This window comes from Streptomyces sp. NPDC001828 (assembly GCF_042892175.1).
Taxonomy (GTDB): Bacteria; Actinomycetota; Actinomycetes; order Streptomycetales; family Streptomycetaceae; genus Streptomyces.
Genome location: NZ_JBIATV010000001.1, coordinates 1,072,854 through 1,087,478, shown reverse-complemented (window position 1 = coordinate 1,087,478; position 14,625 = coordinate 1,072,854). Strand labels below are relative to the sequence as shown.

14 protein-coding genes are annotated in these 14,625 nt (G+C 69.5%); 6 read left to right on the top strand and 8 right to left on the bottom strand.

Translation table 11 applies throughout. The annotated features are described in order from the left end of the window. The first annotated feature begins 93 nt into the window (after window positions 1-93). Window positions 94-654 carry a dihydrofolate reductase family protein gene (locus tag ACFYZA_RS05115; RefSeq protein WP_388487310.1) on the top strand — a complete coding sequence of 187 codons (561 nt, stop codon included), beginning with the start codon at window positions 94-96 and terminating at the stop codon, window positions 652-654. A 95-nt stretch (window positions 655-749) separates the two neighbouring features. Next, a complete protein-coding gene (locus ACFYZA_RS05110; protein WP_388487309.1) occupies window positions 750-1,031 on the top strand; it encodes a DUF3253 domain-containing protein in 282 nt (93 codons plus the stop codon). A gap of 158 nt (window positions 1,032-1,189) precedes the next feature. On the opposite strand, the gene ACFYZA_RS05105 is transcribed toward ACFYZA_RS05110, so the two are convergent. Both ACFYZA_RS05105 and ACFYZA_RS05100 read right to left on the bottom strand, forming a co-directional pair. Beyond that, a complete protein-coding gene (locus ACFYZA_RS05105; RefSeq protein ID WP_388487306.1) occupies window positions 1,190-3,922 on the bottom strand; it encodes a PEP/pyruvate-binding domain-containing protein in 2,733 nt (910 codons plus the stop codon). Between the two features lie 413 nt (window positions 3,923-4,335). Beyond that, window positions 4,336-5,082: a TetR/AcrR family transcriptional regulator gene (locus ACFYZA_RS05100; RefSeq protein WP_388487305.1), complete on the bottom strand. Its 747-nt coding sequence runs from the start codon at window positions 5,080-5,082 to the stop codon at window positions 4,336-4,338. Between the two features lie 103 nt (window positions 5,083-5,185). Between ACFYZA_RS05100 and ACFYZA_RS05095 the strand changes: the two genes are divergently transcribed. Then, window positions 5,186-6,049: an SDR family oxidoreductase gene (locus tag ACFYZA_RS05095; protein WP_388487303.1), complete on the top strand. Its 864-nt coding sequence runs from the start codon at window positions 5,186-5,188 to the stop codon at window positions 6,047-6,049. A gap of 139 nt (window positions 6,050-6,188) precedes the next feature. Here the strand turns inward: ACFYZA_RS05095 and ACFYZA_RS05090 are convergent, their stop codons facing one another. Together ACFYZA_RS05090 and ACFYZA_RS05085 are read right to left on the bottom strand one after the other, a co-directional pair. Beyond that, on the bottom strand, window positions 6,189-6,737 hold the full coding sequence (locus ACFYZA_RS05090) for a GNAT family N-acetyltransferase (protein ID WP_388487301.1): 549 nt from the start codon (window positions 6,735-6,737) through the stop codon (window positions 6,189-6,191). 192 nt (window positions 6,738-6,929) lie between these two features. Continuing rightward, window positions 6,930-7,994 carry an aldo/keto reductase gene (locus ACFYZA_RS05085; protein ID WP_388487298.1) on the bottom strand — a complete coding sequence of 355 codons (1,065 nt, stop codon included), beginning with the start codon at window positions 7,992-7,994 and terminating at the stop codon, window positions 6,930-6,932. 119 nt (window positions 7,995-8,113) lie between these two features. Between ACFYZA_RS05085 and ACFYZA_RS05080 the strand changes: the two genes are divergently transcribed. Further along, window positions 8,114-8,947 carry a helix-turn-helix transcriptional regulator gene (locus ACFYZA_RS05080; protein WP_388487297.1) on the top strand — a complete coding sequence of 278 codons (834 nt, stop codon included), beginning with the start codon at window positions 8,114-8,116 and terminating at the stop codon, window positions 8,945-8,947. Between the two features lie 200 nt (window positions 8,948-9,147). On the opposite strand, the gene ACFYZA_RS05075 is transcribed toward ACFYZA_RS05080, so the two are convergent. The 4 genes from ACFYZA_RS05075 to leuE all read right to left on the bottom strand — a co-directional run bounded on the left by ACFYZA_RS05075 (window position 9,148) and on the right by leuE (window position 12,786). Beyond that, a complete protein-coding gene (locus ACFYZA_RS05075; protein ID WP_388487294.1) occupies window positions 9,148-9,813 on the bottom strand; it encodes a GNAT family N-acetyltransferase in 666 nt (221 codons plus the stop codon). Next, entirely contained in the window at window positions 9,810-10,976 is a 1,167-nt protein-coding gene (locus tag ACFYZA_RS05070; protein ID WP_388487291.1) for a ThiF family adenylyltransferase, read from the bottom strand. The genes ACFYZA_RS05075 and ACFYZA_RS05070 overlap by 4 nt, the downstream gene beginning before the upstream one ends. 256 nt (window positions 10,977-11,232) lie before the next feature. Next, complete coding sequence (locus ACFYZA_RS05065) at window positions 11,233-11,574, bottom strand: MerR family transcriptional regulator (protein WP_382588136.1); 342 nt, start codon at window positions 11,572-11,574, stop codon at window positions 11,233-11,235. 558 nt (window positions 11,575-12,132) lie between these two features. Next, window positions 12,133-12,786, bottom strand: coding sequence for a leucine efflux protein LeuE (gene leuE, locus ACFYZA_RS05060; RefSeq protein ID WP_382588134.1), 654 nt, complete (start codon window positions 12,784-12,786; stop codon window positions 12,133-12,135). Window positions 12,787-13,003: 217 nt separating this feature from the next. Here leuE and ACFYZA_RS05055 point away from each other — a divergent pair, with 217 nt between their 5' ends. Together ACFYZA_RS05055 and ACFYZA_RS05050 are read left to right on the top strand one after the other, a co-directional pair. Further along, window positions 13,004-13,564: an isochorismatase family protein gene (locus ACFYZA_RS05055; protein ID WP_388487288.1), complete on the top strand. Its 561-nt coding sequence runs from the start codon at window positions 13,004-13,006 to the stop codon at window positions 13,562-13,564. 353 nt (window positions 13,565-13,917) lie between these two features. Beyond that, the gene (locus ACFYZA_RS05050) at window positions 13,918-14,601 is read left to right on the top strand and encodes a transglycosylase SLT domain-containing protein (protein ID WP_388487286.1); all 684 of its coding nucleotides are present in this window, start codon (window positions 13,918-13,920) and stop codon (window positions 14,599-14,601) included. The last annotated feature ends 24 nt before the right edge of the window (window positions 14,602-14,625 follow it).

Below are 14,625 nucleotides of genomic sequence, written 5' to 3'. Positions count from 1 at the left end.
AAAACATGTGACGGATAGTCATGAATGCCGTCGCCATTCGTGGTCAACTGACCTCAGCCATTGCTCGCTCAAGCCTGTTGTGGGGTTCTGACCATGCGGAAACTGATTGCGTGGGCGTTCATGTACTCGCTCGACGGCCTTCTCGCCGACGAAGGCACTGAGTACTGGGACTTCTGCTTCGGCCTGCCTCCCGACCAGGCGGAGCTGGCGCAGAAGCTCGACGTCTTCCGAAGTGCGTACGCCCACCTCATGGGCCGCAACGCCTACGAGGGCATGTCGAAGGCCCTGCCCGCGGCCCCCGACCACCCTTTCTCCGACCTCATGAATGCCGGACGGAAGGTCGTCTTCTCCCGGACCCTGAAGACCGTCGATTGGGGCAACACCACCATCGCCGCCGGTGAAACGGCAGAGGAGATCAACAAGCTCAGGCAGGGCGGCGAAGGCCACATCGTCGTCTGGGGCGGCGTCAGCCTCTGGCGGTCGCTCATGCGGCTCGACCTGATCGACGAGTTCCGCCTCGACCTGCATCCCTACGTTGCGGGCGAGGGCACCCGGCTCTTCGACGACGTACCCGAGTCGTACCGTCTCGACCTGGTCTCCAGCACCCCGTTCGACAACGGCATCATCGGGCTGCAATACCGCCGCCCTCGCTGAACGGCGGCAACCCTGCGGAGGCACCTACGCCCTATGCGGCACCGGCGTGAGCCCGATGCGTTTGCGGCTGCGATCGCCGGTGTGAAACTGGACGAGTGACGGACATCGAACCGGGGACGGACGGGCGCCTGGAGCGAGCCATCCTTGAGCTGCTGGACGCTCGGAGCCCGGACGCCTCGATCTGCCCCTCCGACGCGGCGCGGGCTGTCTACGAGGGGGCCGACGACGGCTGGCGCACGCTCATGGAGCCGGCCCGGCGCGCAGCCCGGCGGCTTGTCGCGGCGGGCGAAGTGGAAATCACCCAGGGCGGCCGCCCGGTCGAGCCGGCAACTGCTCGCGGCCCGATCCGTATCCGCCGCGCCCGCCCCCGCACCTGAGACCTTCGCCCAGAATCGCCCGCCGGACCACTCGTCGGCGGTCGGCGCCGACGAGTGGTCACCAACTCGAAGAGTGGTCACCGACTCGTCAACTGGCAGGCGCCGTCCGGTCGGAGAGCGCGGCGACTACGGACGGGCCCTAGGTCGCCAGCGGGTGGTCAGGACAGGATCTCGATGTACCCCTCGGTCCCGTGCACGCGGATCCGCTGACCGTCCCGGATCAGCCGGGTGGCCCGGTCCACGCCCACGACGGCCGGCAAGCCGTACTCCCGGGCGATCACCGCGCCGTGCGTCATCAGTCCCCCCACCTCCGTCACCAGACCGGCGATTCCGACGAAGAGCGGTGACCAGCTGGGGTCGGTGAAAGTCGTGACCAGGATGTCGCCCGCTTCGAGATCGGCATCCGCCATGTCCAGGATGACTCGGGCCCTGCCCTCGACGGTCCCGGCGGAGACCGGCAGGCCGATCAAGGCGCCGGCCGGTGCGTCGTCGCGGCGGTAGGACCCGGTGACGGCCTCGCCGTCGGAGGTGAGCACCCGGGGAGGCGTGAGCGCCTGGTGGGCCCGGAACGCTTCCTTGCGCTGCTGGATGAGCCCGCCGTCCACCCGGTTCGAGCGGACCGCGTCCCGAAACTCCTGGAACGTCAGGTAGAAGACGTCCTCCTGCTCGGGAACCACACCGGCCCGCACCAGGCGTTCGGCCTCGCCCAGCAGTGCCTGCTTGTAGACGAAGGAGCGGCTCACGATGCCGTACTTGGGGTACTCCCGGTACCCGATGAAGGCCCGGACCTGGTCGATCATCCGCTTGGTGGCTTCGGCCCTCCGCTCTCCGTCCGGCAGGGCCCGAAGCCGTGCCAGCACGTCCTGTTCCTTCCGCAGGGCCCGCTGGCGCCCCTCCTCGAAACGCCGCCCGGCGGCGCCCGGCTGGAAGTTCCTGACGTTGTCGAGGATCGCGGGCACGAGCGTGGTGGGGCGCTCGCGCCAACGCGGCCTGGTGATGTCGATCTCGCCGGCGCACCGCATGCCGTACCGGTCGAGGTAGGCCTCGATGGCGTCACGCGCTTCGGCGCCGCCCGCGAGCTTCGCCAACTCGTCCAGGAAGCCCTCGTCCTCCACGTCCTGGAGGAACGCGACGACGTGCGGGTGCGGGCGGATCACGTCGGCGACGTCGAGGAGCGCGAGGCCCATCTCGGACGTGATGTTGTCGGGGGCGGACAGTGTGAGTATGTCGGCCGCGTTCTTCTCGCCCAGCCACTCGTGCAACTTGTCGTTGAGCCACCACGTGGCCTCCATCCCGGCCATGATCGCCTGGATGTTCAGCGGGTCGCTGAGGACTCGCTTGTGCTCCTCGAAGGCTTCCAGGAGGAAGTCGAACAGCTCCGGTCCGGTCTTGGTCCGGATGTCGCGCTCCAAGGCGGCGTTGGACGCCCGGTTGCGCTCGATCAGCTCGGTGACGATGGCCGGGTCGGGCGACTTCGGCGCGGCCTCGCTGGGGGCGGAGTCCTGGGAAGCGGGCTCGCTCGGAGCTGAGGCCTGGGAAGCGGGCTCGCTCGGAGCGGCTGCCCCAGGGGCCGGGGAGCTCGGGGCGGGTTCGCCCTGGGCAGGTGCGGTCGGAGCGGGCCTACCGCCGGCCGGCGACCCGCCGGGGCCGGCGTCGGGAAGCGTGGGGAGGAAGTCCTCACGGTCCAGGACGGTCTCCAACGCGTCCCGGGTCAGCGGGTCGCCCCTCCCCATGAGGTCCAGGAGCCCGTCGCGGCTCGCGGGCGAGGCAAGCCGCCGGGTGACGTCGACGAACAGCCTCCCTCCGGCCTCGTGCATCGCCACCATGGCCGTCAGCTGCCACACCGAGAGACCGAGGGGCTTCATGGGGTCGGTCATCATCTGCTGATGCCCGACGGAGACGTAGACGTGGTTCTCCGCGTCGTCGGCCTCGGGGATGGGGAACAGCGTCGTGATCGGCCTGCTCTGCACGATCTGGAAACCGTCGTCGACCAGGCACCATTCGATGTCCTGCGGGCGGCCGAAGTGGGCTTCGATCCGCCGTCCCAGCTGTACGAGCCGCACGACCTGCGCATCCGTCAGGGCCGGCTGCTCCTGCCGGTCGGCCGCGATCGCCACTTCCCGCGTACCGCCACCGGGCAGAGCGTCGATGGCGCGCTGTTTGACGGCGATCGTCTTGTCGATGATGTCGCCGTCGCGCACCTTGAAGACGTCTGGGTTCACAAGCCCTGAGACCAGGGCCTCGCCGAGACCGAATCCGGCGTCCACGGTGGCGACCGTCCGGTTGCCCGTGACGGGGTCGGCCGTGAACAGGATGCCGGACGCCTGCGGGAAGGCCATCTGCTGCACGACGACAGCCATGTGGACCGAGCCGTGGTCGATGCCGTTCCGCCGGCGATACGTCACGGCCCGCTCGGTGAAGAGCGAGGCCCAGCACCGGCTGATGTGCTGGAGGATCGCAGTCGGCCCCATGACGTTCAGGTACGTGTCCTGCTGACCGGCGAAGGACGCTGTCGGCAGGTCCTCTGCCGTCGCGCTGGAACGCACCGCGTAGGCGGACCGCTCTCCGATTCGGGTGAGCGCGCGGGTGATCGCCTCCGCGAGATCGTCCGGGATGGCGATCCCTTCGACGGTCCGACGGATCTGTGCGCTGAGCGTGCGGATCCCGTCCTGGTCGTCAGGGCTCAAGCCCGACAACTCGTCGAGCAGACCGCCCATCGACGGCTCTTCCGCAACCACCCGCCGGAAGGCGTCCGTGGTGACGCAAAAGCCGTCGGGCACTCGAACGCCCTCGATCCGTGACAGGCCGCCCAGGTGCGCGCCCTTGCCTCCGACGACGGCGACCCGTGTCTGGTCGACCTCGTGGAGACCCACCACGTACTGCTCATTCACTGCGATACCTCCGGGGCCGCCGTATTCCGTCGCACTGCGGTGGCAGGTCGAGTCACCGGCGCATCGGGCTCTGTCGAGCCTCGTGGCGGGCGGGCCTCCGCGTCGGGCCGACTTCCCTCCGGCGGATGGAGCGACCAGCGCGGAGCGCACCCGGCCGATCCCACCGCTGGTTCGACGTCACCGCGCCCCTCAGACGTCGACAACAACACATGCACGTCGTGCCCTCATTTCCGCAGGTTGTGGCCTCGGCCGACGATTGTGCGCCCTGACCGGGGCCTTGCGGCAAGCCCCCCAACGGGCTATAAGTTGAGAGTGGCCAGGAGAGATCTCTCCTGGCCTTTGCCGTTGCCGCCCTGGAGAACCGACCGCCCGCTCGCGAGGCCCGGGGTGAGGGACGTACGGGCCGTCGGTGATCAGCCGTCGGCCGCAAGGCGGTTCAGCCACTCCCCCAGCAGATGTTGCTCGGCGACGCTCAGGTTCGACTGGTCGGGCAGCGCGGCGCGCAAGGCGCGGGCGGCGCCGGCCGGGCCCGGGGCCCGCACGGACGGCTTCTCGTTGGTGACCGCGGCGACCATGGCCTCCCGCAGGGCGGTCAGAAGGGCCGGGTTGCGCCGCTCTTCGGGCAAGGACAGCCAGGTGAGCACCGCGCCCCGGGCCGTGGCGTTGATGATCTGGGCCGCGAGGTCCTCGTCGACGCGGAGCCAACCGCCCGCCGCGAGCCGCCGGATCCTGGCGCGCAGAATCTCCATGCCCGCCCTGAAGGCGGCCGAGTCGGCCCTGGACGGTTCGCTGTACATCAACGTGAACAGGGCGGGGTTGGCCAGACCGAACTCCGCCGCCACGTCCCACCCCGCTCTCAGATCCTCGATGGGGTCCTGCGGGTCGGGGTCGACGCGCTTGGTGGCGAGGAACGCGGTGAAGCCGTGCTCGGCCACCGCGTCGAGCAGCCCGTCCTTGTCGCCGAACAGCCGGTAGATGGCGGGCGGCTGAAGGCCGGCCGCGTCGGCGACCGCCCGGGTGGTGACCGCGTCGCGGCCCTCGTTCGTCAGGAGGCCGATGGCGGCCTCGATGACCCGCTGCCGGGTCTGCTCCCGAGCTGGAGACGCAGTCTCGGACCGACTGGTCGGGGCGCCGTCTTCCCCGCGTGCACGTGATGCCATGAATCAACGATAGCGCATCATGGATTTCATCGATATTATCGGTGATACCGTTGATGAGGTTCCACCGGAACCACACCTCTTCGCAAGCATGGGAGCGCACATCATGATCATCGTGACTGGAGCCACCGGACAGCTGGGGCAGCAGATCGTCGAGGGGTTGCTCACGCGCGTACCGGCGGAGCGAGTCGGCGTCAGCGTCCGCGATCCCCACAAGGCCCAGGCGCTGGCCGACCGGGGCGTACGCGTGAGGCGGGGCAGCTTCACCGACCCCGCCGGCCTTGCCCACGCCTTCGAGGGCGCCTCTCAGGTACTCGTCGTCTCCGTCGACAAGATGGGCGAGGAGTGCGTCAAGCAGCACCGCACCGCGATCGAGGCGGCCGTCTCTGCGGGCGCCCGCCGCGTCCTGTACACCAGCCAGATGGGGGCAGGCGCGACATCGCACTTCCAGGCGTGCCGTGACCACGCGGCCACGGAGGACGAACTGCGCGCTTGCGGCGTGCCGTTCACCTCGCTGCGCAACGGTTTCTACGCCACCAGCGCCGCGCACTTCCTCGGACAGGCGCCGGAGTCCGGCACCCTCGCCCTCCCCGCCGACGGACCGGTCGCCTGGACCGCGCACGCCGACCTCGCCGAGGCTGCGGCCGTCATCCTGGCCGACGAAGGCCGCTTCGAAGGCCCCACACCGCCGCTCACAGCGGGGCAGGCACTCACCTTCGACGACATAGCCGCGATCACCGCCGAGCTCACCGGCCGCACCATCACGCGGACCACCTCCCCCGACGACCAGTTCCGGAAGGAGCTGACGGGCCAGGGCGTCCCGGCAGAGACGGCGGACCAGCTCCTCGGCATCTTCGCCGCAAGCCGGGCCGGCGAGTTCGCCATGGTCGACCCGACGCTGGCCAAGCTGCTCGGCCGCGAGCCCATCACGCTGAAGGCGGTACTGCGCAAGCATCTGTCAATGGGCTGATCCACCCCAGGAAGCCGAACTCGCAACCAACGGTGGATACCTAACTGCCTTACAGCTAGCGGTAGTTGTGGCCCAGAACACGGCCAACTCCCTATGACCCCCTGGCCGGCCGGGGCGGGCACGCCTTCCCGGTGCCGGGTCAAGCGGGTCGCGGGGTCGGGGACCAGACGCCCATCCACTGTTCGGCACCCCACGCCTCGTACCGCCGCACCTCGGCGAAGCCCAGCTTCGCCGCGAGGCGCATCGAGCGGTCGTTGGCGGTCTGGGTGCAGAGCACCACCGGCTCGCCGGGAAGCGCGTCGGCGAACCAGCCGAGCGCCGCCGCACACGCCTCGGCGGCGTAACCGTGCCCCCAGGCCTCCGGCAGGAACAGATAGCCGAGTTCGACCTCGTCGGCATTGGGACGGACCTGACTCCGACGCGCCGCGTCGCGTCGGTTGAGCTCGATGATGCCGATCATCGCTCCGCCGAGTTCGATCACGAAGAGGCCGGGACGCCCCTCGGGCGTCGCGGGCAACTCGCGCTCCAACTCGTCGCGCGGTCGCGGGCCGCCCACATAGGCGCCCACCTCCGGCGAGGTGAACAGCTCGATGAACGCCGCACGGTCCCGGGCCTCCGGCTCGCGGAGCACGAGCCGCTCGGTCCTGATCGGGCCGGGCAGCCAGTTGACGGACTCCTGTTCAGTCATGGCCCCGGAACTTACCCGCACCACCCATCGACGGTCCTGCTTTCCGTTCCGCTTGGGCAACCAGGCCGATCCTCGTGCCCACCGGCGCCGAGGCCCGAAGGGGGACCGCCGACGACCGCCGAGCGCCCGGGTGGGGACTGGGTGTGCGGCGGCGGGCTTGAACCGCCGGAGCCTCCCGGCTCCGGCGTTTCATCAGGCGCGGGCTTCGATCGTCAGGTCGCCTTGGGTCTGCGAGCGGGCGGAGTCGCCGGCGAGATAGCCGTGCGGGTAGCCCAGATCGATCGCGCCGGCCTCGTCGAGACGGGCGAGTTGGGACGCGCTGAAGTCGACCTCAAGAGCGCCCAGGTTGTCCTCCAGCTGCGCGGGCGTTCGGGCGCCGATGATGGGCGCCGTCACGCCGGGGTTCCGCAGCGTCCAGGCCAGGGCGACCTGGGCGGATGTGCGGCCCATCTCGGCCGCGATCTCCTTCACCACATCGGCCACGGCGAGGCTGCGTTCGGTGACCCAGCCGAGGGCGTGGTTGAAGCTCTTGCGCGTACTCTCCTCGGATCCGGTGCTCGTTCCGGTCACATCGTCGCGGCTGTACTTGCCGGTGAGCACCCCGCCGCCCATCGGCGAATAGGGGACCACCCCCAGACCCATCTCCCGTGCCATCGGGATCAGTTCACGTTCCCCGGCGCGCTGGATCAGGCTGTACTCGATCTGCAGCGCGACCAGGGGCGACCAGCCGCGCAGATCGGCGATCGCCTGCATGCGTGAGGCCTGCCAGGCCGGGGCGTTGGAGATCGCCACGTACAGGACCTTGCCCTGCCGGACCAGGTCGTCCATGCCGCGCAGGATCTCCTCGACCGGCGTCGTGAAGTCCCACACGTGGAGGTAGAGCAGATCGATGTAGTCCGTATTCAGCTGTCGCAGACTGGTCTCCACCGACGCGAACAGGTTCTTGCGGTGACTGCCCCCGGAATTCGGGTCACCGGGCCGGCGCAGCGTCGTGTACTTCGTCGCGAGCACCAGGCTTTCGCGGTTGTCCCGGGTGAACTCGCCCAGCAGACGCTCGGAGCTCCCGTCGGTGTACGTGACGGCTGTGTCGATGAAGTTGCCGCCGCGCTCGACGTAGAGGTCGAACAGCTTGCGCGCCCCGTCCTGCTCGGCGCCCCAGCCCCATTCGTTACCGAAGGTCGCCGCGCCCAGGGCCAGCGGGGAAACCCGCAGTCCCGAGCGGCCCAGCAGCCGGTAGGTGTCGAGGGTGAGTGACATCGTGTCTCCTGCGGTGCTTGTGATCCGTTGTCGAAATCGAGTCTGCGACCGCCTCAAGCCTCGGGTAAGGGAGAGACGTTCCTGGGAACGCCAGTCCCACCCTGGTTGTTGGACCGGGCATGATGACCCGCACCGTCGACCCGACACACGAGCTGGCCGCCTTCCTCCGGACCCGGCGCGAAGGCCTGGACCCGGACGATTTCGGCCTGCCCTCTCGCCAACAGGCCCGGCGTACACCGGGATTGCGCCGCGAAGAGGTCGCCGAACTGGCCGGCGTCAGCATCGACTACATCGTGCGTCTGGAACAGGGCAGGGGGCTGCGGCCCTCGGCGCACGTGGTGGAGGCCCTGTCGGGGGCCCTGCGCCTCTCCCCTGCCGAACGCGCCTACCTCTTCGACCTCACCCAGCAGCGCCCGCGCGGCACCGACAAGCCCGCGACGGCCGCCGCACCATCGCTGGCCCGGCTGGTCACCGACCTGTCCCCACTGCCGGCCATGCTCCTCAACCACCGGTACGACATCCTGGCCTGGAACGACGAAATGGCAAGGCTTCTGGTGGACTTCAACGCCCTGCCGCCGGCACACCGCAACGCGATGTGGCTGTGCTTGATGCACCCGGAGGTGCGGGCGCTGTACGTGGATCGCGAACGCGTCGTGCGGGAGGGGATCGCCCACTTGCGCGCCGCATGGGCCGCGCACCCGGAGGACCGGGCGCTGAGCGACCTGATCGCCGAATTCACGACCCGTGACGAGGAGTTCGCGCGCCTGTGGGCCGAGCGGGACATCAAGGTGAGCGGCCGCGGGCACAAGGTGCTGCGGCATCCTGTCGTCGGCGTGATCGCCGTGGACTTCGAGGTTCTCGTACCACTCCAGGATCCGGACCAACGCCTGGTGATCCATCGCGCGGCGGACGAGGAGAGCCAGGCGGCTTTGGACCGGTTGTGCGCGCCGTGAATCCCATGGCCGAGCCACGCTCCCCCACAGCCGGAGGCGTGGGCACGGACAGTCGTGCCGCCATCCGCCGTGACATCCGGCCGGCAACGAACCCGGCGAGCGTCGCGGCCAGCCGCTGCGACGCTCCCGGGTGCGCAGCCGAGCACGAGCGGACCTTCACCTTGTCGATCCGGGGCTGCCGGTCCGGGCTTTGGCAGCCCCTATCCGATGCTCAGCGGCGGAGCGCTCACCTGATCCGGAGCGGGTGGCGCGGCGGGGATGCGGACCTCTTCGACGCTTCCGGCCCCGTCGAAGATGGCGAGTTCGTTGCTGCCGGCCTGGGCCTTCCACTCGGGGGCGACGGCGGCGTACGTGGTGACGTCGTGCCAGCAGCCCCGGGTGTGGAAGAGCTGGCGGAGTGTTGCCTCGGGACGCAGGCCGGCGGCCCGCATCACCTGCGGCATGAAGGCGTGGTCGCTGCGGTGCCCGGCCCAGATGCGGTGCAGGCCCAGCTGCCCGAAGCCGTACGCCATCAGCAGCCGCCCGGCTTCGTGGCCGTGCCCCTGCACCGGGCTGCCGGGCAGCAGCACCAGGCTGGTGAGCATGGCGTTGCTGCCGTAGTCCTCCATGAGCAGCCCGATCGTACCGACGAGGCGGTCGTCGTCCGGGGCGCAGACGGCAAGGGTGTACTTGCGCCGGGGATGTGTGTGGGGCTGGGCCAGGCTCTGGGCGAAGGTGTCGTGGGCCTGGCGCGCGTCCATGCGGTCGATGCCGAGGTAGCGGGTGAACACGCGGTGCGTGAGGATCCGGGCGAAGGCGTCGTGGTCGTCGGCGTGCAGTTCCCGCAGCCGCAGATGGTCGCCTCGAAGGTCGGGGACTCGGTTCACCGGGTGGCTCCGTGGGGTGCGGGCACGGTCATCGGGGTGGGGATCAGTGCGTCGAGGTCGATGTAGTGGCGGCCCGACGGCAGCGGTTCGCCGAGCAGGATCCGGCGGGCCGTTTCGGCCACGAGCGCGGCACCCAGCATGACCCCGCCGGCCAACTGCGGCCAGCTGGAAAGGGTTTGACCGATGCGGCTGAGCGCGTCGGTCATGGCGGCGCTCAACCGCTGTCCGTCGACGATGTCGAGCAGCAGCCGGATGGCGTCCTCCTGCTCCAGGTCCCGGACGTCGGCGGCGGTCACCTCGCCGACGCGGCCGTGGAAGAGCGGGCGGTCGGGTTCGAGGTCGAAGCGCTCGATGTCGAGCAGGCCGCGGTCATTGGTGTCCATGAGGACGGGTACGCGTCGCCGGCGCGCCTGCTCGCGCGCGGCGATCTTCACCCAGGGGGTGTCGCATTCCTCAACCAGGATGTCCAGGCCGTCGTCCTCGTCGCCGAAGAAGGCGTCGATGGTGTCCTCGGTGATCCCGCCCCGGTGGATCTCGATGTCCAGGTAGGGGTCGAGCTCGTACATGCGGCGGGCGCACAACACGCTTTTCTCCAGGCCCAGTTCATGTACTCCGGCCCGCAGCCTGTTCAGGTTCGACAGGCTGATCCGGTCGAAGTCCGCCAGGCGGAACGCGCCCCCGACGCCCTCCATGGCGCAGGTCAGCGCGGCACTGCTGCCCACCGAGAGCCCGATGACGCCCACCCGGTGTCGCAACAGCCCCTCCTGCTGCTCACGGGTGATCTTGTCCCGGTTGCGGTCGGTACGGACGAGGCGGAACTCCGCCTCGGGGAGCACATGGACGAGCCGTCCCGACCACGGGTACCAGACCCACCTGCCGTACGACTCCGGCCGGCCGGCCAGCGTCTCGTCGACCGCGCGGTCCAGAGCCCGCCCACCGAGAGCCTCGTGCGGAGCCAGGCAGCGCAGCAGTTCCGCCACCTGGTTCTCGATGCGGTCATGGACCTCACGCAGCCGGTCCGACTCGCGCAGCGCGGCCAAAGCCGCGGCATCCACGGAGCGGGCCGGGTCGAGGATTACGGGGTGAAACGATTCGCTCGTCTCGCGATGCGCAGGCAGCACGAGACAGTCCGGCCCTGGGCCGGACACCCTCTGATCAGTCACAGCCAGGACGCTAACAACGGGGCGATCTTGCTATCGCACCCGTCACCCGCTGGGGCGCAGTCGAATTGATCTTCTACCTGAGTGCGCCGACCGCACGCCATGTGCGCCCCCACGGCCCGGGTCGCCGGCTCGCTCGGGGGCTGCCGAGCGAGCCGTGCGAATCGCCGCAGGGACGCGGTCGCCGGCGGCGGCCGGGCATCGGCGGCCGGACTCGCCGGGGCCGCGAATGCCGAGGGCCGCGCCGGGCGCGCTCACCTCATGACGTGGTGGCGGCCTGGTTCGCCGTGTCGGCGGCGCGGCGGTATTCGGCGTTGATGCGCTGAGCCTCTTCGAGTTGATCTTCGAGGATGATGATGCGACAGGCGGCCTCGATGGGGGTGCCCTGGTCGACGAGCTCCCGGGCACGGGCGGCGATGCGCAGCTGATAGCGCGAGTAGCGGCGGTGCCCGCCGCCGGAACGGAGCGGCGTGATGAGACGGGCTTCACCGATGGCGCGGAGGAATCCCTGGGTGGTGCCGAGCATCTCGGCGGCCCGGCCCATGGTGTAGGCGGGGTAGTCATCGTCGTCAAGACGGCTGAACGAGTCGTCTGCTGTCACTTTCACCTCTTTGTCCGGGCACGCGTTGAGGGGCTCTGGTGCCGTGTGGCACCAGAGCCCCGAAGGAACTACACCATCCGCCGACCTTGCTACTGCGTCGGCCTTCTGTTTCCGCTTGCCGGTCCGTGAGTGGACGGGGTATGCGGGGATCGCGGTTGCTTGACCGGAGACCACCTCACTATCGATGTCCTGCGGTACCCGGGCCCACGTTCTCCGCCCGGGCGATCCTGATGGCGACTGCTCCTCCGTTCTTCCCTCTTGTGGAGCCAAATCCGGTTCGTGTTGCTAAACCTGCGTATGTGCTTGCGTACTGCCGCCCGGCAGTTCGTCCCTGCCGGGCCCCTTCGACTTCTTGGGTACGACAGAAACCATAGCCACCCCAGCACCCAATGTCTACTCTGGCCAACATAGATTTCTGGGCGTTCGACAGGCAGGTAATCGCCCTCGAACAGAGACGGGCCTGACCAGGGACGAAGGGCGGGAAGGACGGACACGGGAGCGCCACGGCGAGGCGGGCGAGCGCGGCACATGGGCGCGCAGGCGGTCACTCCCTGCTGTTCACACCCCGCTGAGCGACAGCTTCACCGCGAAGCCGAGGAAGAGCGCGCCGGCCGCCGACGCGGCGCCCGCCGAGAGGCGCTTACGGCGGCGGAACGCGGCCGCGAGGCGGGTGCCGCTGAATATCAGGGTCGACAGGTACAGGAAGCTGCCCAGCTGGAGCAGCGTGCCGAGCAGCAGGAAGGACAGGGCGGGGTAGGCGTACCCGGGCTGCACGAACTGCACGAAGAACGACAGCATGAACAGGATCGCCTTCGGATTGAACAGGCTCAGCATCAGCGCCCGCCGGTAGGGGCGCTCACCCGCCGTCTCCGTCGTCGCCGCGGCCTGCTCCGGCGCCTGCTCGTGCCGGGAACGCCACATGCCCACCGCCTGGCGGAGCATGCCGAACGCCATCCAGGCCAGATAGCCCGCGCCCGCGTACTTGATCACGGCGAACAGCAGCGGTGCCGTCTGCAGCAGCGAGGCCGCGCCGAGCGCGGACAGCGTCATGAGGACCGTGTCCCCGGTGAAGATTCCGGCGGCGGCCACATACCCGGTACGCACCCCGCGGCGGGCTGCCACGGACAGCACGTAGAGCGAATTGGGGCCCGGCAGAAGGACGATCAGTGCCAAGCCGGCGAGATAGGTCGGAAGATCGGTCACACCCAGCATGGAGCCGAGTGTCGCATGCGCCTCCGACACCCGCCGCAGCACTCCCCCGCGCTGCGGCGGCACCGCCCGGGCACCGTGGACCAGCACGTTCCAAGGGGCCGGGAGGCCGGCCGCGAACCCTCGGATTCCGTCGCCCCGTTGTCAGTCGGTGGAGCTACGGTCCGTACCAGCACGAAGCTCGGGAGCATATGTCCACCAGGAGCAGGGGGAAGACAGCATGACCACACTCGACAACCGGCCCAACACCGCCCTCCTCGTCGTCGACGTACAGAACGGCGTCGTCGAAGGGGCCCACCGGCGTGACGTGGTCGTGGCGAACGTCGCCGGCCTCGTCGAGCGGGCGCGGACGGAAGGGGTTCCGGTCGTCTGGGTCCAGCACTCCGACGAGGAGCTGACCCGGGGAAGTGAGGACTGGCGGATCGTTGCGGAGCTCGCCCCGGGGGACCGGGAGCCCCTGGTCGAGAAGTGCTACGGCGACGCCTTCGAGGACACCACCCTGGAAACCGTCCTGTCGGAGCTCGGCGTCGGGCGGCTCGTCGTCGCCGGCGCGGAGACCGACGCGTGCATTCGCTCGACGCTCCACGGCGCGTTCACCAGGGGGTACGACGTGACCCTGGTCGGCGACGCTCATACGGCGGGCGACAAGACGGCATGGGGTGCTCCGACGCCCGCCCAGGTCATCGCGCACACGAATCTGTACTGGTCCTTCCAGACGGCACCGGGGCGGCGGGCCGGGGTGACCGAGACCAAGGACGTCGTCCTCGGCGGCACACCCTGAGGACCGGCGTTACTCGGCAGGAGGTACTTCCGCACCATTCGGCCTGTAGTGGGCGGACGAACTGTGCTGCCCGCACGCCGACTTGATCGGGGAGGTAAGCTTCCGCGCTAACGTCCCGGGAACGAAAGCGTTAGCGATGCGTTGGCGTTCCCTGGAACGGTTGTGCACTCTTCCATGGAGCCTCCCGGCCGTCCGAATCCGTCCGGTGCTTCGTCCGCCCGGCACCGCGTGCCCACAGTTCGCAAGAGGACCCGATGCACGCCAACAAGCAAGGCCAGACGCCCGAGCGCAGCGGCCCCGGCCACTCCCGCGTTCAACCCGCGCGCACCAGTCGTGTCCGGGGGTTCGCTGTGGTGTCCGCAACGGCCGTCACCGCCGTGGGCGCCGTGGTCGGTGCCGGCGTGGGCAGCCCGTCCGCCGCCTCCGGCGACAACCTCCAGGCGTCCGCCGCCGATTCGACACTGCTCGCCGACCTCCCTGCCGGCCAGCAGGCCCAGGTGCAGACCGCCTCCCTGACACAGCAGGCGGACGCCCAGGCCTCGCAGGCGAACGCGGCGGCGAAGAAGTCCGCCGAGGAAGCCGCCCGCGTCCGAGCCGCACAGGACGCCAAGGCCAAGAAGGACGCGGCCGACAAGAGCAAGGCGGACGCGGACAAGGAGAAGGCCGACAAAGAGGCCAAGGACCGCGACCTGAAGACCCAGGCCGCCAGCCGCTCGGCGGACCGGACCACCTTCCAGACCCAGAGCTCCTACTCGGTGTCCGACGTCCAGGCGATCGCCCGGCAGATCATCCCCGCCGACCAGTTCCAGTGCTTCAGCAACATCGTGAACAACGAGTCGAGCTGGAACTACCGTGCCACCAACGGCAGTGCCTACGGTCTCGTCCAGGCGCTGCCCGGCTCCAAGATGAGCAGTGCGGGATCCGACTGGCAGAGCAACCCGGCCACCCAGATCAAGTGGGGCCTCAACTACATGAACCAGCGCTACGGCAGCCCGTGCGGCGCCTGGTCGTTCTGGCAGTCGCACAACTCGTACTGAGACGCTCCGGCGGGGCGGGACACG